This window comes from Acidimicrobiia bacterium (assembly GCA_036396535.1).
Taxonomy (GTDB): Bacteria; Actinomycetota; Acidimicrobiia; order Spongiisociales; family UBA5794; genus DASWKR01.
Genome location: DASWKR010000058.1, coordinates 1 through 18,610, shown reverse-complemented (window position 1 = coordinate 18,610; position 18,610 = coordinate 1). Strand labels below are relative to the sequence as shown.

The 18,610-nt window shown below is 68.4% G+C and carries 19 protein-coding genes; all 19 read left to right on the top strand.

Features of this window, described 5'->3' with window-relative positions:
• The first annotated feature begins 17 nt into the window (after positions 1-17).
• Positions 18-794, top strand: coding sequence for an enoyl-CoA hydratase (locus tag VGC47_10475; GenBank protein ID HEX9855731.1), 777 nt, complete (start codon positions 18-20; stop codon positions 792-794).
• A 75-nt stretch (positions 795-869) separates the two neighbouring features.
• Positions 870-1,763 carry a pyridoxal 5'-phosphate synthase lyase subunit PdxS gene (gene pdxS / locus VGC47_10470; GenBank protein HEX9855730.1) on the top strand — a complete coding sequence of 298 codons (894 nt, stop codon included), beginning with the start codon at positions 870-872 and terminating at the stop codon, positions 1,761-1,763.
• The gene (gene pdxT / locus VGC47_10465) at positions 1,753-2,349 is read left to right on the top strand and encodes a pyridoxal 5'-phosphate synthase glutaminase subunit PdxT (protein HEX9855729.1); all 597 of its coding nucleotides are present in this window, start codon (positions 1,753-1,755) and stop codon (positions 2,347-2,349) included. Before pdxS ends, pdxT begins: the two co-directional genes overlap by 11 nt.
• A gap of 2 nt (positions 2,350-2,351) precedes the next feature.
• A complete protein-coding gene (locus tag VGC47_10460; GenBank protein ID HEX9855728.1) occupies positions 2,352-3,089 on the top strand; it encodes a YebC/PmpR family DNA-binding transcriptional regulator in 738 nt (245 codons plus the stop codon).
• Positions 3,090-3,277: 188 nt separating this feature from the next.
• Positions 3,278-5,302 carry a response regulator gene (locus VGC47_10455; GenBank protein ID HEX9855727.1) on the top strand — a complete coding sequence of 675 codons (2,025 nt, stop codon included), beginning with the start codon at positions 3,278-3,280 and terminating at the stop codon, positions 5,300-5,302.
• Positions 5,303-5,386: 84 nt separating this feature from the next.
• The gene (ruvC, locus tag VGC47_10450) at positions 5,387-5,884 is read left to right on the top strand and encodes a crossover junction endodeoxyribonuclease RuvC (protein HEX9855726.1); all 498 of its coding nucleotides are present in this window, start codon (positions 5,387-5,389) and stop codon (positions 5,882-5,884) included.
• Positions 5,881-6,465 carry a Holliday junction branch migration protein RuvA gene (gene ruvA, locus VGC47_10445; GenBank protein ID HEX9855725.1) on the top strand — a complete coding sequence of 195 codons (585 nt, stop codon included), beginning with the start codon at positions 5,881-5,883 and terminating at the stop codon, positions 6,463-6,465. Before ruvC ends, ruvA begins: the two co-directional genes overlap by 4 nt.
• Positions 6,462-7,490: a Holliday junction branch migration DNA helicase RuvB gene (gene ruvB, locus VGC47_10440; protein ID HEX9855724.1), complete on the top strand. Its 1,029-nt coding sequence runs from the start codon at positions 6,462-6,464 to the stop codon at positions 7,488-7,490. The genes ruvA and ruvB overlap by 4 nt, the downstream gene beginning before the upstream one ends.
• A gap of 54 nt (positions 7,491-7,544) precedes the next feature.
• Positions 7,545-8,588, top strand: a complete 1,044-nt coding sequence (gene queA, locus VGC47_10435; GenBank protein HEX9855723.1) for a tRNA preQ1(34) S-adenosylmethionine ribosyltransferase-isomerase QueA — start codon at positions 7,545-7,547, stop codon at positions 8,586-8,588.
• On the top strand, positions 8,585-9,709 hold the full coding sequence (gene tgt, locus VGC47_10430; protein HEX9855722.1) for a tRNA guanosine(34) transglycosylase Tgt: 1,125 nt from the start codon (positions 8,585-8,587) through the stop codon (positions 9,707-9,709). Before queA ends, tgt begins: the two co-directional genes overlap by 4 nt.
• 47 nt (positions 9,710-9,756) lie before the next feature.
• The gene (yajC, locus tag VGC47_10425) at positions 9,757-10,077 is read left to right on the top strand and encodes a preprotein translocase subunit YajC (protein HEX9855721.1); all 321 of its coding nucleotides are present in this window, start codon (positions 9,757-9,759) and stop codon (positions 10,075-10,077) included.
• Positions 10,074-11,795 (top strand): protein translocase subunit SecD, encoded by a 1,722-nt coding sequence (secD, locus tag VGC47_10420; GenBank protein HEX9855720.1) that lies wholly within the window; start codon positions 10,074-10,076, stop codon positions 11,793-11,795. Before yajC ends, secD begins: the two co-directional genes overlap by 4 nt.
• A complete protein-coding gene (gene secF, locus VGC47_10415; GenBank protein ID HEX9855719.1) occupies positions 11,792-12,865 on the top strand; it encodes a protein translocase subunit SecF in 1,074 nt (357 codons plus the stop codon). Before secD ends, secF begins: the two co-directional genes overlap by 4 nt.
• A gap of 96 nt (positions 12,866-12,961) precedes the next feature.
• A complete protein-coding gene (locus VGC47_10410; protein ID HEX9855718.1) occupies positions 12,962-13,489 on the top strand; it encodes an adenine phosphoribosyltransferase in 528 nt (175 codons plus the stop codon).
• Positions 13,476-15,662, top strand: coding sequence for a bifunctional (p)ppGpp synthetase/guanosine-3',5'-bis(diphosphate) 3'-pyrophosphohydrolase (locus VGC47_10405; GenBank protein ID HEX9855717.1), 2,187 nt, complete (start codon positions 13,476-13,478; stop codon positions 15,660-15,662). Before VGC47_10410 ends, VGC47_10405 begins: the two co-directional genes overlap by 14 nt.
• Positions 15,663-15,768: 106 nt before the next feature.
• The gene (locus VGC47_10400) at positions 15,769-16,332 is read left to right on the top strand and encodes a type II secretion system protein (protein ID HEX9855716.1); all 564 of its coding nucleotides are present in this window, start codon (positions 15,769-15,771) and stop codon (positions 16,330-16,332) included.
• Complete coding sequence (locus VGC47_10395; protein HEX9855715.1) at positions 16,329-16,850, top strand: hypothetical protein; 522 nt, start codon at positions 16,329-16,331, stop codon at positions 16,848-16,850. Before VGC47_10400 ends, VGC47_10395 begins: the two co-directional genes overlap by 4 nt.
• Positions 16,847-18,244 carry a hypothetical protein gene (locus tag VGC47_10390; GenBank protein HEX9855714.1) on the top strand — a complete coding sequence of 466 codons (1,398 nt, stop codon included), beginning with the start codon at positions 16,847-16,849 and terminating at the stop codon, positions 18,242-18,244. Before VGC47_10395 ends, VGC47_10390 begins: the two co-directional genes overlap by 4 nt.
• Before the next feature lie 9 nt (positions 18,245-18,253).
• Positions 18,254-18,610: MBL fold metallo-hydrolase (locus tag VGC47_10385; GenBank protein HEX9855713.1), on the top strand; the 357-nt coding region annotated here is incomplete at its 3' end.

The window sequence follows — 18,610 nt, the reverse complement described above, 5'->3', positions numbered from 1 at the left end:
GGCGCGAGGGGCATCTCATGGACCATGTGATCGTCGAGATCCAGGACCCGGTCGGCCGGGTCGTCCTCAACCGGCCGGAGCGCCGCAACGCCATGAGCCTGGCAATGCTCGAGGAGATCGAAGCGGCGCTGGCGGCGCTCGCCTCCGACAGCCGGGTGCGGGCCATCGTCGTCGAGGGCGCAGGAAAGGCGTTCTCGGCCGGCCACGACTTGGCAGAGATGCTCGATCGAACCCCGCAGTTCTACGACGAGCTGTTCCGAGCGTGCACCAGGGCGATGCAGGCCATCCATCGGACGCCGCAGCCGGTCATAGCACAGGTGCACGGGGTCGCCACGGCAGCAGGATGCCAGCTGGCGGCGTCGTGCGACCTCGTCGTCGCCGCCGACGACGCCCGTTTCGGGACACCGGGCGTCAAGATCGGCCTGTTCTGCACGACGCCGATGGTGCCGGTCACTCGGGCGATCGGCCGCAAGCGGGCGATGGAGATGCTCCTCACCGGCGACACGATCGACGCGCCGACCGCCATGGCGTGGGGGCTCGTCAACCGGGTGTCCCCGGCCGGCGAGTTGCGTGAGGCGGTGCTCGATCTCGTCGACTCGATCACTCGTTACAGCGGAGCCGTCATCGCCGACGGCAAGCACGCATTCTATCGGCAGGTCGGGCTGGACGAAGACGAGGCGTACCAGGTCACAGAACCTTTGATGGCGACCGCGGCGGCGACGCCACACGCCCAGGAAGGCTTCGCCGCCTTCCTGGAGAAGCGCCGGCCGGTCTGGTCGGACGGGGTGTCGTGAGGCGGCACGCCGCCAGGCGCACCCGGCCTGGGCTCTAGACTCCGTCTCATCCCGCTCGACCCCAGGAGTCCGCACATGGGCGACACCGAAAGACGCACCGGCACCGACACCGTGAAGCGCGGCCTCGCAGAGATGTTGAAGGGCGGCGTCATCATGGATGTCGTCACCGCCGATCAGGCGAAGATCGCCGAGGCCGCCGGCGCCGTGGCCGTGATGGCACTCGAGCGGGTCCCCGCCGACATCCGCGCCCACGGCGGAGTCGCCCGCATGGCGGATCCGGCCCGGGTCGAGGAGATCGTCGGCGCCGTGTCGATCCCGGTGATGGCGAAGGCGCGCATCGGCCACTTCGTCGAGGCCCAAGTCCTCGAGTCGCTCGGCGTCGACTACATCGACGAGAGCGAGGTGCTCACTCCCGTCGACGAGCACCACATCGACAAGCGGGCGTTCACGGTCCCCTTCGTGTGCGGCGCCAAGGACCTGGGGGAGGCGCTGCGCCGCATCGGCGAGGGCGCCGCCATGATCAGGACGAAAGGAGAGCCGGGAACCGGCAACGTCGTGGAGGCCGTGCGGCACATGAGGAAGATGAACCGCCAGATCCGAGAGCTGACGACGAAGTCGCCCGACGAGCTCATGGTGGCCGCCAAGGAGCTGCGGGCACCGTACGATCTCGTGCTCGAGGTTGCCGACACCGGCAAGCTCCCCGTGGTCAACTTCGCGGCGGGCGGCATCGCCACGCCGGCAGACGCAGCCCTCATGATGCAGCTCGGGTGCGACGGCGTCTTCGTCGGCTCGGGGATCTTCAAGTCGGGCAATCCGGACGTTCGAGCCCGTGCCATCGTCGAGGCAACGACCTTCTACAGGGATCCCGAGAAGATCGCCAAGGTGTCCCGCAACCTCGGGGAGGCCATGGTCGGTATCAACATCCCCGACATCCCGGCTCCCGAACGCATGCAGGACCGTGGCGACTGAGCCGACGATCGGGGTGCTCGCCCTGCAGGGTGACTTCCGCGAGCACCTTGCCGTCGTCCGGTCTCTCGGCCTCGATGGCCGGGAAGTGCGCACCCCGCAAGAGCTCTCCTCGGTCGACGCCCTCATCGTCCCGGGAGGCGAGTCCACGACCATCGGGAAGCTCGCCAGCATCTACGGGCTCATCGACCCGATCCGTGAAGCCGTCGAAGGCGGCCTACCCGTGCTCGGGACCTGCGCAGGCATGATCTTCTTGGGGGCGGCCACCACCGGCGACGAGCAGCCGCAGGTCGGCGTGCTCGACGTCGTCGTCGAGAGAAACGCCTTCGGCAGGCAGGTCGACTCGTTCGAGGCGGACCTCGATGTCGCCGGCTTCGGCGAGCCCGTCCACGCCGTGTTCATAAGGGCACCGTGGATCGAGAAGGTGGGTGCGGGCGTCGACGTGCTCGCCGAGGTGACGCAGCCGGGGACGGAGGTGCGCCATCCCGTGTTCGTGCGGCAGGGCACCGTCATCGCCGTCTCCTTCCACCCCGAGCTCACGGCCGAGACCAGGATCCATGAGATGTTGGCCGACATGGCGAGGGCGTGACCATGGCGGGTCACTCGAAATGGGCGAACATCAAGCACCGCAAAGGGCGCCAGGACTCCAAGCGCGGCAAGCTGTTCGCCAAGCTGATCAGGGCGATCGAGGCAGCCGCTCGCAACGGCGGGTCCGATCCTGCCGCCAACGCCACCCTCGCCACTGCGATCCAGAAGGCGAGGGATGCCTCCGTTCCCAAGGACACCATCGACCGGGCGGTCGCCCGAGGAGCCGGAGAGATCGATGGGGTCGACTACGAGGAGGTCTTCTATGAGGGCTACGCGCCCGGCGGGGTGGCGCTGCTCGTTCACGTGCTGACCGACAACCGCAATCGGGCAGCCGCCGACGTGCGGGCCGCCTTCAACAAGCACAACGGCAGCCTCGGCGAGCCGGGCAGCGTCAGCTACCTCTTCGAGCAGAAGGGCTACGTCTTGGCCGAGGGTGACGAGGACGCCGTCATGCTCGCCGCCATCGAGGCCGGCGCCGAGGATGTCAGGCCCGCCGACGGCATGTGGGAGATCATCTCGGAGGCCGGCGACGTCGCCGCCGTTCGGCGAGCCCTCGATGCCGCCGGCATCTCGGTCGAACAGGCCGAGGTGACGCAACTGCCGATGACCACCGTCCCCGTCGCCGATGAGAACGCCAGGAAGGTGCTGAGATTGGTCGATGCCCTCGAGGACCTCGAAGACGTCCAAGAGGTGTTCGCCAACTTCGACATCCCGGACGAGGTCATGGCCGAAGCAGGCTGAGTTGGCCTCCGGATCCATCTCGACCGGAGCGACGGGCGCTCGACACGCCGCGGGAGCGACCCGAGGAGTGACTACCCCGGTCGATTCCAAGATGACTACTCAAGACGCGAGGGCCTGGGGCCGATCTAGTGGATGTATTGGGGGTCGGGCCATTCTCGGCCCACGGCGACTCGAACAACGGGAGATTCATGGTGGCCGCGGCGACGCTGCGTGTGTTGCTCGTCGAGAACGACAGAGACGACTACGAGAACACAGCCGGGCTGCTGAAGAGCCGCGAGAAGCCTGAATACGAGATCACCTGGGTCGCCACCTACGACGAAGCGCTCGAGGAGCTGCTCCACCGCGACCACGACGTGGCGCTCGTCGCCTCCGGGCTGGGGACCCGATCGGGCATCGAGTTGGTTCACGAGGCCACTGCCGCCGGCACTGCGACGCCGATCATCCTGCTGACGGACCACGAAGACGGCGCCGAGGAGGCGGCCATGGCCGCCGGCGCCGTCGATTACCTGACGACGGGACACTTCGACGTCGAGACCCTCCATCGAGCGGTTCGGTATGCCGTCGGTCGGGCCAGGGTCGTCGACGAGCTGGTCGCCTCGAACAGGACTGCCGAGTCGGCGACGGTCGCCAAATCGCTCTTCCTGGCGAACATGAGCCACGAGATCCGCACCCCGATGAGCGCCATCATCGGCATGACCGAGCTGGCACTCGGAACCGACCTCGACGTCGAGCAGCGCGAGTACCTGGAGATCATCGAGATCTCCGCCCAGGCACTCCTCACCTTGGTGAACGACATCCTCGACCTGTCGAAGATCGAGGCCGGGAGGATGGAGCTCGACGAGGCGGCGTTCAGCGTGCGCGACCTCGTCAGCGACGTGGTGCGGTCCTTCACGAGCAGCGCGTCCGAGAAGGGCGTCGACATCAGCCACGAGGTGCCGCTCTCGATTCCGGAGACGCTGGTCGGGGATCCCGGCCGGCTCCGCCAGGTTCTCACGAACCTCGTGGGGAACGCCGTCAAGTTCACGTCGCAGGGCACCATCAGGATCAGCATCTCGCCGGAGTCGGTGGGCGACGACTCCGTCGTGCTCCGATTCGCGGTGGCCGATACGGGGATCGGTATCCCGCCTGATCAGCAGGCCGTGATCTTCAGCAAGTTCACACAGGCGGACGGGACGTCGACGAGGAGGCACGGCGGGACGGGGCTCGGACTCGCCATCGCCTCGGAGATCGTGGCGCTCATGGATGGCAGGATGTGGGTGAGCAGCGAGATCGGCGAGGGCAGCACGTTCCACTTCACCGCCACCCTCGGGGTGCTGGCCGACGAGCCTGAGCTCCAGGCGACCGTGGACGACGTGTCGCCGCGTCCCGTGCTCGTCATCGCGGCGACCACCCAGGACCGACAGCGCCTCTCCGAGCTGCTGCAGCAGGTCGACCTCGCCCCGATCACCATGGCCGACGCAGGGCTGGCGGCCGCCACCGTCACGTTCGCACAGGAGCGTGGCGCCAAGCCGCAAGCGATGGTCATCGCAGATGACGTCGACCGGTTCGCCATCGCCGAGCGGCTCATCGAGGAGACCGGCAACGAGATCCCAGTGATCCTCGTCGTACGCTCCGGCCAGCGAGGCGACGCCGCGCAATGCAGGAGGATCGGCGTCGCCGGCTATCTGACCGAGCCTTACACGGCCGCCGACCTCCATGACGTCATGAGGACCGTCCTGGCCCCGGAGTCGAGCGCCGCCCAGCAGGACACGGTGATCACCCGGCACTGGCTGAGGGAGCGCCGCAGGGCGCTGCACGTCCTCGTTGCCGACGACAACCCGACGAATCGCCAGGTTGCGCTGCGCCTCCTCGAGCGCAGGGGGCACACCGCAGTCGGCGTCGAGAACGGCAGGGACGCCGTGACGGCGGCGCAGGAGGCCCGGTACGACGTGATCCTCATGGACGTCCAGATGCCCGTGATGGACGGCCTGCAGGCGACCGGGCACATCCGCTCGCACGAGGCGGTCCATGGCATCCACACACCGATCGTTGCCCTGACCGCCCACGCCATGGACAGCGACAGGGCACGGTGCCTCAACGCGGGCATGGACGAGTATCTCGCCAAGCCGTTCCGCCCCGAGAAGCTCTACGAGACGATCGAGACGCTCGCAGGTCTGGGGCAGGTCGAGGTGGAGGACGAGGCGTCCGAACCGGAGTACGAGCGCGTTCCCTGACGCCGAGCCTGGTCCGCTGCCACGCTCGACGGAACCTCCCGATCCGCGGTCGCAGCCCCGAGTTGGGCTACCCTCCCCAAACACATGTTCGTACTCGGAATCGACCCCGGCTTGTCCGTCACGGGTTACGGCGTCGTTTGCGACGGTCGGGCCGGCCCGCAGGCGATCGCTGCCGGAGTGATCCGCACGTCGCCGAGCGATCCCGTCGCCACGAGGCTCGACGAGCTGCATCGAGACTTGGTGGCGGTCATCGGGGAGCACGGCCCTGACGCCGTCGCCATCGAGCAGGTCTTCGTGAACCGCAACCTGCAGACGGCGACATCCGTGGCGCGGGCCTCCGGAGTCGCCTTGCTGGCGGCGGCCCAGGCCGGCGTCGAAGTCTTCGAGTACACCCCGTCGGCGGTCAAGATGGCGCTCACTGGGTACGGTGACGCCGTCAAGCAGCAGGTGCAGAGGGTGGTGGCCATGAGGTTCAGCATGGAGGGGCTTCCCGAGCCGCCGGACGCAGCAGACGCGCTCGCGATCGCCCTGTGCCATCTGCAGTCGCACCGGATGAGGGCCTTGGCGGGGGAGATCGGGTGATCGGCCGGCTGCGCGGAACGCTCGTCGTCAAGTCGATCGATCGAGTCGTGCTCGAAGTGAGCGGTGTCGGGTACGAGATCGCGGTGTCGGCGCGCGACCTCGCGGCGCTCCCCGGCATCGGCGACGAGGCAGTGCTCCACACCCACACATACGTACGCGAAGACGCGCTGGCGTTGTACGGGTTCGCCTCGGAGGATCAGCGCGAGCTGTTCCGGCTCCTCCTCGGGGTTGCCGGTGTCGGACCGAAGGTGGCCCTCGCCATCCTCTCGACGATGTCGCCGGACGAGCTGCGGCGCGCCGTCGTGTCCGAGGACGCAGACGCCCTCACCGCCGTGCCGGGGATCGGCAAACGGAGCGCTCAGAAGCTGCTCCTCGAGTTGCGGCCCAGGCTCGAGCTCCCGGATGGTGAGCTGCTCCACAGCGGCAGCCCGGCGGCCGAGGTCAGGCTCGCCCTCGAAGGCCTCGGCTACCAGGCTGCCGAGATCCGCGAAGCGCTCGCCGGGCTCCCGCAGGAAGGCGAGGTGGAGGACCTGCTCAGGGAGTCGCTGCGTGAGCTCGGCCGGAAAGCGAGAGGTCGATGAGGGAAGAGGGGATGCTCACCCGATCGCCGCTTCCCGAGGAGATCCAGCTCGAAGTCGGCCTCCGACCGAAGCGGATGGACGAGTTCATCGGCCAAGACGACCTCAAGGAGCGTCTGGCCATCCTGGTGGACGCCGCCCGCCATCGCGGCGAGCCCGTCGACCACATCCTCTTCAGCGGTCCCCCGGGCCTCGGGAAGACATCGCTCGCCGGGATCGTCGCCGCCGAGATGGACGCCAGGATGCAGACCACCTCCGGCCCGGCGCTGGAGAGGCCGGGCGACCTGGCCGCCGTGCTCACGAACCTCGACGCATCCGACGTGCTCTTCATCGACGAGATCCATCGGCTGCCGCGTCAGGTCGAAGAGGTGCTCTACCCGGCGATGGAAGATCGCAGGCTCGACATCGTCGTCGGCAAGGGACCGGCCGCCAGGTCGATCCGGCTCGAGCTCCCCTCCTTCACGCTGATCGGGGCGACGACGCGGGTGGGGCGGGTCGCTCCTCCGTTGCGCGATCGCTTCGGATACGTCGCTCGCATCGACTACTACTCGTCGCAAGACCTACGGGCGATCGTCGAACGCTCCGCCGTGATACTCGAGGTCGAGGTGGGAGACGGAGGAGCCGAGGCGATCGCCTCGAGGAGCAGGGGCACGCCCCGGATCGCCAATCGCTTGCTGAGGCGCGTCAGAGACTTCGCCGCGGTCAGGGCGGACAACATCGTCGACGAGGCGACCGCCGTTGAGGCGCTCACGGTGTTCGAGGTGGACGACCTCGGGCTCGACAAGGTCGACCGGGCGATCCTCAGCGCCGTGGTGGAGAAGTTCGGAGGGGGGCCGGTCGGCCTCTCGACCTTGGCGATCGCCGTTGCCGAGGAGCCCGAGACCGTGGAGGACGCCTACGAGCCGTACCTCCTCCAAGAGGGCCTCCTGCAGCGGACCCCGCGCGGCCGCATCGCCACACGCAGGGCCTACGACCATCTCGGCCTGCTCCCGCCCGAGCCGGGCGGGGGGCAGACGTCTCTGATCTGACCGGTGGCGCGGTGACACGGACGGTTCCGCCGGTGCGCTCGGTACTGTCGCCCGGTGCGGCTCGCAGACTTCGACTACGACCTGCCCGCCGAGGCGATCGCTCAGGAGGCCATCGAGCCTCGCGACTCGGCGCGCCTGCTCGTCACGGACACGCTCCGCGATGCGCGGTTTCACGACCTGCCCGGCCTCTTGACCCCAGGCGACCTGGTCGTCGTGAACAGGACGAGGGTTCGCTCCGCTCGAGTCGTCGGAACCAGGCGAGACACCGGGGGCACAGTCGAGCTCTTGTTGCTCCGGCCCATCGGTGGGGGGCGGTGGACGGCACTGGCTCGCCCGGCGCGCCGGCTGCGACACGGAGTCGAGATCGTCTTCGAAGGGCTCACGGCGACGATCGACGGTGAGGTACGGGAAGGCGTCGTCACGGTGGCCGTGGCCGATGACGGCGTCGTCGACCTCGACGCCAACGTCATCGTCGACGTTGACGACATCCTGCCGACGATCGGCTCCGTTCCTCTCCCACCCTATTTCCGGGGGAGGCTCGTCTCCGACGAGAGGTACCAGACGATGTTCGCCAAGAGCGTCGGCTCGGCCGCGGCGCCCACGGCCGGGCTCCACTTCACCTCGGCGATCGTCGCCGGACTGCGCGACCGGGGTATCGCCATCGCAGAGGTCGAGTTGGACGTCGGGCTCGACACGTTTCGCCCCATCACCGCGGAGGACGTCGAGGGGCACGTCATCCATCGTGAGCGGTTCGAGGTCCCGGCAGCCACCTGGGAGGCGGTGGAAGCGACCAGGTCGCGGGGAGGCCGCGTCGTGGCGGTCGGCACCACCGTCGTTCGGGCACTGGAAACGGCGGCCGAGCTCTGGGACGGGCCGGGCGAGGGTGAGAGTGACCTATTCATCGTGCCGGGCCGCGACCTGAACGTCACCGACGCCCTTGTCACGAACTTCCACGCGCCCCGTACGACGCTCATCGTCCTCGTCGCATCCATCCTCGGGTCCCGATGGCGAGACGTCTACGAGACGGCGTTGCTGCGCGGGTACCGATTCCTTTCCTTCGGTGACGCCATGCTCATCCCGAGAACCGGCAGGTCGTGAGCCAAGCGGTCACCTGGACGGGCACGGCGCACGACGCCGGGGCGCGTGCAGGCGTGCTGACGACGCCGCACGGCGATGTGGCCACGCCGGCCTTCATGCCGGTCGGCACCCGGGGATTCGTGAAGCTCGTCGACGCCGTCGACCTGGAGCGGAGCGGTGCCCAGATCCTGCTGGCGAACACGTATCACCTCATGTTGCGGCCCGGGGCAGACACGATCGCCTCGCTCGGGGGCCTCCAGCGCTTCATGGCGTGGCGCGGACCGGTGTTGACCGACTCGGGGGGATACCAGGTGTGGTCGCTGGGCGCCGCCCTCGACGAGGACGGTGTCTCCTTCAAGTCGACCTATGACGGAACGCTCGTGCGCCTCACGCCGGAGCGCGCCGTCGCCATCCAGGAGACCCTCGGAGCCGACATCGCCATGGTGCTCGACGTCCTGATCGGGTTGCCGAGCCCGCGCCATCAAGTCGCCGAGGCGATGGAGCGAACGCTGCGGTGGTCGCAGAGGGCGATCGCAGCCAAGCGCCGCGACGACCGCGCCCTGTTCGGGATCGTCCAGGGGGGCGTCGACCCCGAGCTGCGGGCACGGTCCGCCGAGCTCACAGCCGGGCTGGACGTGTCCGGATTCGGCATCGGAGGCCTGTCCGTCGGGGAAGGGTCGGCTGAGCGCAATGACGCCATCGAGATCACGACGGCGGCCTTGCCGCCGGACAAGCCTCGATACGTCATGGGCCTCGGCGACACCGATGGCCTCGTCGACGCCATCGCCAGGGGGGTCGACATGTTCGATTGCGTGCTCCCGACCCGCCTGGCCCGGCACGGCAAGGCCCTCACCCGCGTGGGGGATTTCTCGATGAAGCGGGCCGAGTGGGCGGCAGACGGCGCCCCGATCGACGAGGAATGCCCCTGCCCGACGTGCGCCAGGTACACGAGAGGGCACATCAGGCATCTGCTCACCACGGGCGAGGCTCTCGGCATGCGGCTGCTGACGCTGCACAACCTCCGATACACGCTCGACCTGGTGGCACGCCTACGGGCCGCCATCCACGAGGGGACGTTCGCATCTGTCGCCGCCGCCATCAGGGCGGGGCGCGGGTTCTCCGAATCGAGCGGCCACAACTAATCTCGCCCCATCACCGACCCGCGGTGACGCGTCCCACTGGAGGATCCGTGTTCCCGATCGCCCCACAGGACCTGCTACTTGCGCAGGAGTCCACCGGCGGCTCCCCGGCGAGCCTGCTCGTGACCTTCCTCGTGCTCGGGGTCTTCATGTATCTCTTCTTCATCGCACCGCAGCGCAGGCGCATGAAGGCCGCCGAGACGATGCGCACCTCGATCGCCGTCGGTGACGACGTGAGGACGATCGGCGGCATCTTCGGAACGGTGCGCCAGCTCGACGCAGACGAGGTGCACCTCGACGTCGGGGGTGGTACCACTCTGCGGGTCGCCAAGCGGGCGATCGCCGAGCGGCTCACGTCGGGGGATGCATGAGCCGCGGTCGGATGCTCGTCATGCTCCTCGTGACGATGGCGATCGCATTCGGATCACTCGGATCGTCTCTGGCGGTCGGCTGGACCCCGAAGCTCGGACTCGACCTCCAGGGCGGCTTCGCCGTCACATTGAAGGCTCCGGAGGGAGCAGACGCCGAGGTGCTCGAGGTGGCGGTCGAGATCATGCGGCGCCGCATCGAGAACCTGGGCAGCGTCCAGGAGCCCGAGATCTCTGTGCAGGGCTCCGACCGGATCCTCGTCCAGCTGCCGGGTGTCCAGGACCGTCAGCGGGCGCTCGAGGCTGTCGGGACGACGGGGATCCTGTCGTTCCGTCCCGTCATCGACCGCAACTTCATCTCGCCGGCGTTCACCGACGGGACGCTCGAGCCGCCGGAGGAGCTCCAGCCGGACGACACCACGACCACGACGGGGACACCGGACGAGGTGTCGGGATCGACGACCACGACCGTTGACGGTGCGACCACGACCGGCGCCCCCGACGATTCGACGACGACCACAGGGGTCACGACGACGACCACAGGGGTCACGACGACGACGACAGGGGCCACGACGACGACGACAGGGGCCACGACGACGACGGCGGCACCGGGCGATTCCACGACGACGACGACGGTGCCGGCGCCTCCGCCCGAGAACATCGACCCGGATACGGGGATCACGATCGAGGACTCGCCCGACCTCGAAGCTGCCTACCTCGCAGCCGAGGACGGGTTCATCTACAAGGTGGGGCCCGCCTTCCTGACGGGCGCCGACATCACCGGGGCCGACGCCGGCTTCATCGGCGGCAGCCTCGGCGGCGGCAGCGGTTGGGTGGTCGATCCGACGTTCACAGGCCCCGGCGGCGACAAGTTCCGCGACGCCACTGCCCTGCTGTCCACCTACTCGACGGCGGACCCGAGGCGATCCATGGCGATCGTCGTGGACGGAGTGGTCAACTCCGCACCCCAGGTCGCCGACGACGTGGCGGCCGGTGAAGGGCTCGAACCCGACGAGGTGTTCATCACGATCGGCTCGTCGGAGAACGCCCAGGCGGAGGCCGAGGACCTGGCGACGATCCTGCGCTATGGCGCTCTGCCGACGGTGTTCGAGAGGGAGCGGGTCGAGTCGGTCTCGGCGACCCTCGGCGACGACTCGCTGCGTGCCGGCCTCATCGCCGGGATCGGCGGCCTCGCCCTGGTCGCACTCGCCCTCGTCCTCTACTACCGGGTGCTCGGGCTCGTCGCCGTCGTCGGCCTGGCTGTCTTCGGCTCGCTGCTGCTGCTGATGATCACCCTGCTCAGCCGGTACCAGGGGACGACGCTGACGCTCGCCGGGGTCACCGGCGTGATCGTGTCCGTCGGGATCACGAGCGACTCGTACATCGTCTTCTTCGAGAGGATCAAGGAGGAGCACAGGCGCGGCAAGGCGTTGCGGCCATCCGTCGACACGGGGTTCAAGCGCGCCTTCCACACGATCATCACGGCGGACACGGTGACGTTCGCCGGTTCGATCCTCTTGTGGCTGCTCGCCATCGGCCCCGTCAAGGGCTTCGCGGTCACGCTCGGCGTGGCCACCGTCGTCGACGTGCTCGTCGCCTACTTCTACACCAGGCCCGCCGTCACGCTGCTCGTGCGGACGGGGTTCGGCGAGGGCGGGGCCATCTCGATGCGTGGCGCCATGGGCAGAGACCGCCACTCGGTGACCGAGGCCACCGCGTGAGCGTCCTCGGCACCCTATACAGGGGAGAGACCGGCTATGACTTCGTGGGCAGGCGGCGGACGTTCTTCGTCATCTCGGGCGTCCTCATCGCCATCTCGATCATCTCGCTGGCCACCCGAAAGCTCGACGGGTCCGTCGACTTCACAGGCGGCACGATCGTCGAGGCGCCGAACGAGGCCGGGGTCACGATCGGCGAAGTGCGCAGCGCCCTCTCGGCGATCGGCGAGGGCGGTGCGCGAGTTCAGCTCGTCGGCGACAACGACGACCTCATCCTGGTGCAGACACGGGCGCTCTCGGTTCAGCACCAAGACGAGCTCGTCTCCGCAGTGGCGGCGATCGCCGGGGCGTCCGTGGACGACACCAACGTCGATGCCGTCGGTCCGACGTTCGGCGCCGAGATCACCAGAAGAGCCGTCGAGGCGCTCGTCATCTTCCTCGGCGTCGTCGCCCTGTTCATCACCTGGCGGTTCGAGTGGAAGATGGCCATGGCGGCGATGGCGGCTCTCTTCCACGACCTGTTGATCACGGCGGGCTTCTACTCGGTCGTCGGCTTCGAGGTGACGCCGTCGACCGTCATCGCCGTGCTCACGATCCTCGGATACAGCCTCTACGACACGGTCGTCGTGTTCGACAAGATCATCGAGAACGCTCGCGAGCTCGCCAACAAGCAGACGTACGGCGAGATCGCCAACCTCTCGATGAACCAGGTCCTGATGCGCTCGATCAACACGTCGCTCACGACGCTCCTCCCGATCGGAAGCCTGCTCTTCGTCGGCTCATACGCTCTCGGTGCCGACACCCTGCGGGAGTTCGCCCTCGCCCTGTTCGTCGGGGTCGCCGCCGGGACCTACTCGTCGATCTTCATCGCGACGCCCCTGCTCACGCTCTGGAAGGAGCGGGAGCCTCAGTGGCGGCGCATGGAGCGCCGTGCCGAGCGGCGGGTACCCGAGCTGTTGGAGCAGGCCGCAGTCGCATCCCCGGCACGCCAGGACGTCGCCGTCGAGCCGCGGTCGCCGGCGGCGTCCGGCGCCGTCCCGCGGCCGCCCCGGCAGCGCAAGAAGCGCCGTTGAGCAGCCGCCGGCGACCCGCAAGTCGTCGGCTTCGTCGCGGGAAGGGCCTACGAGAACGTATGCCCTGCACCATTGGCTCTCTAAGCTCGTCGCGACATGGGTTTCGACTTCGCGTCCCTCATCCGTGACGTCGCCGACTTTCCGGAGGCAGGCATCGTCTTCAAGGACATCACGCCACTCCTCGCCGATCCCGAGGGCCTGGAGGCGGCGCTCGACGAGCTGACGGGCCCTTTCCACGACACCGGCGTCACCAAGGTCGTCGGGATCGAAGCCCGGGGGTTCATCTTCGGGGCTCCGGCCGCCGACCGCCTCGGGGCCGGCTTCGTTCCGGTTCGCAAGCCGGGGAAGCTCCCGTGGATCGTCGAGACGCAGACCTACAGCCTCGAGTACGGAAGTGGGACACTCGAGGTGCATCGCGACTCGGTTCAGGCAGGCGACAGCGTGCTCATCGTCGACGACGTGCTGGCGACCGGGGGTACCGCCAGGGCGACCGTCGACCTGGTTCGCAAACTCGGCGCCGGGGTGGCGGGCGTCGCCGTGCTCATCGAGCTCGGGTTCCTCAACGGCCGGTCGAGGCTCGACGGGGTCGAGGTGCACACGGTGGTGCACTATGGCGGCGACTGAGTCGGCGGTAGCCCGGTCGCCCGAGGAGATCCTCGAGTCGATCCTCACGATGTATCGCGCCAACTACCCGGAGGCGGACACGGCCCGGATCATCGAGGCCTTCGGCGTGGCCAGGTCGGGCCATCAAGGTCAGACGCGACAGACGGGCGAGGACTTCATCATCCACCCGCTCATCGTCACCGAGATCCTGGCCGGATACGGGATGGACGAGGCGACGCTCATCGCCGCCCTGCTTCACGACCTCGTCGAAGACACGGAGGTGGCGCTCGAGGCACTCGAAGCGCAGTTCGGCGCCGAGGTCGCCGGGCTCATCGACGGCGTGACGAAGCTCGACCGCATCCGCTTCTCGTCGCGTGAGGAGCAGCACGCCGCCACCATCAGGAAGATGGCGATCGCGATGGCCAAGGACATCCGCGTGCTGTTGCTCAAGCTGGCCGACCGGCTCCACAATGTCAGGACGCTCGGCCCGCTCTCCGACGAGAAGCGCCAGCGAGTCGCCGCCGAGACTCTGGAGATCTACGCGCCGCTCGCCCATCGGCTCGGCGTGCAGGAGATCAAGCACGAGATGGAGGAGCGCTGCTTCGCCGCCCTCTACCCGAAGCCGAACGCCGAGCTCGAGGAGCTGGTCAGGCGGCGCACAGGCGAGCGCGAGAGCTATCTCGAGAAGGTCACCGCCGAGGTCGACACAGCGCTCTCCGATGCCGGCATCGCAGCCGAAGTCACCGGCCGCCCGAAGCACCTGTACTCGATCTACAAGAAGATGGTGACCAGCGGGCTCAACTTCGACGACATCCACGACCTCATCGGCATCAGGGTGCTCGTGAACGACGTACGCGACTGCTACGCCGTCCTCGGACTGGTGCACACGATGTGGCCGCCGATCCACGGCCGCTTCAAGGACTACATCGCCATGCCCAAGTTCAACCTCTACCAGAGCCTGCACACGACCGTCGTCGGCCCCGACGGGAAGGCCCTCGAGGTGCAGATCAGGACGTATGAGATGCACGAGCGAGCCGAGTTCGGCATCGCAGCTCATTGGCGGTACAAGGAGGGCGTCGGGCCGGCAGACATCCCATTCATCGCCGACCTCCGCTTCCTGCAGGAGGAGGCGACGGACCCTGCCGAGTTCCTCGCCAACCTGAAGCTCGATCTCTACCAGGACGAGGTCTTCGCCCTCACCCCGCGCGGCGACGTGATCACCTTGCCGCGCGGCTCGACACCGGTCGACTTCGCCTACCGGATACACACCGACGTCGGGCACCGCTGCGTCGGGGCCAAGGTCAACGCCAGACTCGTGCCGCTGGCGACCGAGCTCGAGTCGGGAGACATCGTCGAGATCATCACATCGCGGGCTCAGGACGCCCACCCGAGTCGCGATTGGCTCGACTTCGTCAAGTCGAGCAGGGCGGCAGCCAAGATCCGGCAGTGGTACACCAAGGAGCGGCGTGACATCGCCCTCTCCGACGGCCGGGATCTCGTCATCAAGTCGATGAGACGCGAGTCGCTCGGGGGCGGCTCGACGGGTCGCGACAAGATGCTCGCCCAAGTGGCGACCGACTTGGGCTACGAGGACGTCGAGGCGATGTACGTCGCCGTCGGCGACAGCAGGTTGAGCCCCCAGACCGTGACGAACAGGCTCGCCAGGCTGCTCTCGCCCGACACCGATGAGGACGAGCAGGACCTCCTCGAACCTCCCGCCGTCCCGGGGAGCAGGCGCCCGACGCGCGGCATCATGGTCGAGGGGATGGGCGACATGATGGTTCGCATCGCCAGGTGCTGCGCTCCGGTGCCGGGTGACGACATCGTCGGTTTCGTCACCGTCGGTCGCGGTGTGTCCGTGCATCGCGACGACTGCGCCAACATCGGGGCGCTCGGCGCCAAGGCAGAGCGCATGGTCGACGTGAGCTGGGCGGACGGCAACGTCGGCTCGTTCTTCGTCTGGCTCCAGGTCGAGGCCCTCGACAGGCCGCGGCTGCTGCGGGACGTGACCTCCGCCCTCTCGGATCTGGGCGCCAACATCCACGCCTCCTCGTCGGCCACCGGAAGGGACCGCATCGCCATCCTGCGCTACGAGGTCGAGCTGTCCGACCCGAAGCTGCTCGACAGGGCGATCGGGGACCTGAGGGCCGTCGACGGCGTGTTCGACGCCTACCGCCTGGTTCCGCAGGGCTGAGCGCCGTTCCATCCGGTTGGCGGGCGTGCGCCGTCCGGCGACTCAAGCCCTGAGCCCGGTCGGTCGATACCAGCCGAGGCGGCACGCGACCGTCCGGGAGACGACGATGGGCAAGACGAAGCCGACCACTGGTGGCTCGGCGGAAGTTCCGCGCTGGTCCGGCGAGGGCGGGTTCACGATCGTCGAGTCGATCGTCGGCCTGGTCATCTTCGTGCTCCTCTTCGTGACCGCGGCGACCACGATGCAGCTCTCGATTCGCAATCAGCGCGACGTGCGGGCCCGCCAGCAGGCCGTCGCCATCGCCACTCAGGCACTCGAAGACGCTCGCGGGTTGATGTGGACCGAGGTCGAGCTGACGACGGCGCCCGCTCCCGATGGGGTCCGCACGGATGGATCGCTGGTCTACGCGAGCGCCTTCAACCTGCCGAACGGAGACGAGCAGCTCGTCGTGGATCCCGGTACCTACACGGCTGAAGACCCGGACCCCGGCCAGATCGATCCGTTCGTCGCCGGCGCTGAAGTGGTCGACGCCCAGTCGTTCGACGTGAGGCAGTTCGTCACGGACGCGGGCACCGACCTCAGACGGGTCATCGTCGTGATCGAATGGACGACGTACAGGACGGCGCACTCGTACGTGGCTTCTACGCAAGTCGCCGAGGTTGCGCAATGAGAGGAGCCCTCCGGCGCATCGTGGGCGGCGAACGAGGGATATCGCTTGCCGAGCTGCTCATGGGAGCGTCGATTGCCGTTGCCACCCTGGCGCTCGTGGTCACGTGGATCTCGACGACGAGTGGCGTCGACATGAACCAGGAGGCCGACTTCGACGCGTTGAACGAGCTTCGCTTCGCCAAGTCGCAGATCGAGCGGGAGTTGCGATTCGCCGACGGCCTGCTCACCGCGGCGAGCCCCAACAGCGTCGAGGTGTGGATCGATCTCGATGGCAACGGCGCCGGCCCGGACTCGGCGGGCGAGCGGGTCACCTGGAGCATCGTGTCGAGCCAGCTGCAGCGATACGTCGACGGCGCCAGTGCCTCGGCACAGATCCTGCTCGACGACGTCGACGAGGCGGCTTCCGAGCTGTCCGTGGCGGGCTCCACCGTCACCATCACGCTGACGGTGGGCGTCGACCAGGGCCGGACGACGTCGACGCGCACGCTGAAGACACGGGTGAACGTGAGGAACGCATGAGACGCCGTCGCCTCCGAGAGGCACTGGGCGACGAATCCGGGTTCGCCCTCGCCAGCGTGGTGTTCCTCGGGGCAGTGATGATCATGCTGACCGCCCTGATCGTCTTCAGGAGCTCGTCGCAAGCGTCGCTCACGGCCTCCGCCACGGGATCGGACACCGCCCTGTTCGTCGCCGAGGGAGGCTTGGACGAGTATCTCTCTGAGCTCGCTCTCGAGCCGGACCCGGACGCCATCGACACCGGCCACTCCGCCGCGGCGCTCGCCGATCGCCAATCGATCATCGATGCCGCCAGGAGCTACGCGGCGTCGGCACCGGTGACGAGCCCGGCCACGGTGCGCCCGCAGCCGGACGGCGAGGCCGTCATCCTGAAGCCGGTCGGGACCAAGGTCGTCTACTCGGTCGGGTTCTACGAATCGGCGGCGGCCGTTCCGGTTCGGGCACGGGTGCTGTCCGTCGCATACGAGGGCGCCGCGGGTGGCGGGGTTGTGACGTGGACCGCCGATGAGGGAGTCCTGGCCGGCGGAGACTTCGTGACCGGCAACAACTCCGCCGTGTCGCACCTCCCGCCCGCCACTCAGGGAGACCTGCACGCCAACGGCTCGGTCGATCAGGCGATCTCGCTGAGCATCACCGGATGCGCCACCGAGTCGGTCGACTCCGGGTACACCCAGCCCAATCCGCCCGGTTGCGTCTCCCCGACACCGGTGGAGCCGCTCCCCGTCGTCGACGCCACCCGGATGCACGATCTCAGCTGGTACGACCTGTGTCCTCTCGCCCAAGGGGGGGCGCACTACGGTCCGGGGCATCCGGTCACGCCGAGCGGGACGACGGGCGTGCCGTGCTCCGGCAACCCGGTGGGGGGAGACCCGCCGGGGTGGCGGCGCGTCAGCGCCACGCTGTGGCGCACGACGGCGGCGGTCACGGGGGTTTTCTATGCCTTCGACATGGACGCCACGGTCCGCCACAACAGCGCAGGCGCCTCGGTGATCATGGACAGCAGCGCCGTCGATCCGACGAACGCCCTCAACTGTGTCGCCTTCAACGGTGGCGGCGACCTGCTTCAGCTCACGGCCGACGTGGCCGTGGTTGCGGCTCCATCGACGATCACCGCCTTCGGGGGCACCGGCATCGTCCTCGTCTCCGAGGGGGAGGTCCAACTGGGCAACCGCGCCGTCGCCACCGGGCTGGCTCTGGCCCGTGAGATCTTCGACCCCGCCAACGATGCCAGCGTCGTAGGGCCGATCGCCGCAGTCGACGTGTGCGGGGATGGCCTCGACTACGCCAACAGGTTCACGTCGTACTACCCCGGCCCGGTCGACACCCCGTTCGAAGAGAACGGCGGGCCGGGCGCCGCCTTCGAGGTTCTGGCGAAGGACGAGGTCGAGGGGAGTTAGCCTCGACGGGTGCCTCTCATCGTGCACTCGGTGCCGCTGTGGGCCGCAGCGACCAACTGTTACGTGATCGCCCGCGGCCCCGGCGGGCCTGCCGTCGTGATCGACGCCCCCCCGGACGCAGCAGGCACTGCCCGCCTCCTCGCCGACATCGGCTGCTACCCGGAAGCACTGCTCGTCACACACGGACACATCGACCACGTCGGCGGGGCGGGTCGGCTGGTGAGCGACACGTCGGTGACCGCCTACCTGCATCCCGACGACCTGTGGCTCGCCATGGACCCGGAGTCGCAGTTGAGGAGCCTCTTCGGCACGAGCGCCGTGCCGGGGGACTTCGCGCCTCCCGAGCGCTTCGGCGACCTCGGACAC

What these genes read in the sequence shown, in the direction of transcription:
- VGC47_10475 (HEX9855731.1), top strand. Translation starts at nt 18, where the DNA reads ATGGACCATGTGATCGTCGAGATCCAGGACCCGGTCGGCCGGGTCGTC.
- pdxS (HEX9855730.1), top strand. Translation starts at nt 870, where the DNA reads ATGGGCGACACCGAAAGACGCACCGGCACCGACACCGTGAAGCGCGGC.
- VGC47_10460 (HEX9855728.1), top strand. Translation starts at nt 2,352, where the DNA reads ATGGCGGGTCACTCGAAATGGGCGAACATCAAGCACCGCAAAGGGCGC.
- VGC47_10455 (HEX9855727.1), top strand. Translation starts at nt 3,278, where the DNA reads ATGGTGGCCGCGGCGACGCTGCGTGTGTTGCTCGTCGAGAACGACAGA.
- ruvC (HEX9855726.1), top strand. Translation starts at nt 5,387, where the DNA reads ATGTTCGTACTCGGAATCGACCCCGGCTTGTCCGTCACGGGTTACGGC.
- ruvB (HEX9855724.1), top strand. Translation starts at nt 6,462, where the DNA reads ATGAGGGAAGAGGGGATGCTCACCCGATCGCCGCTTCCCGAGGAGATC.
- secD (HEX9855720.1), top strand. Translation starts at nt 10,074, where the DNA reads ATGAGCCGCGGTCGGATGCTCGTCATGCTCCTCGTGACGATGGCGATC.
- VGC47_10410 (HEX9855718.1), top strand. Translation starts at nt 12,962, where the DNA reads ATGGGTTTCGACTTCGCGTCCCTCATCCGTGACGTCGCCGACTTTCCG.
- VGC47_10405 (HEX9855717.1), top strand. Translation starts at nt 13,476, where the DNA reads ATGGCGGCGACTGAGTCGGCGGTAGCCCGGTCGCCCGAGGAGATCCTC.
- VGC47_10400 (HEX9855716.1), top strand. Translation starts at nt 15,769, where the DNA reads ATGGGCAAGACGAAGCCGACCACTGGTGGCTCGGCGGAAGTTCCGCGC.
- VGC47_10395 (HEX9855715.1), top strand. Translation starts at nt 16,329, where the DNA reads ATGAGAGGAGCCCTCCGGCGCATCGTGGGCGGCGAACGAGGGATATCG.
- VGC47_10390 (HEX9855714.1), top strand. Translation starts at nt 16,847, where the DNA reads ATGAGACGCCGTCGCCTCCGAGAGGCACTGGGCGACGAATCCGGGTTC.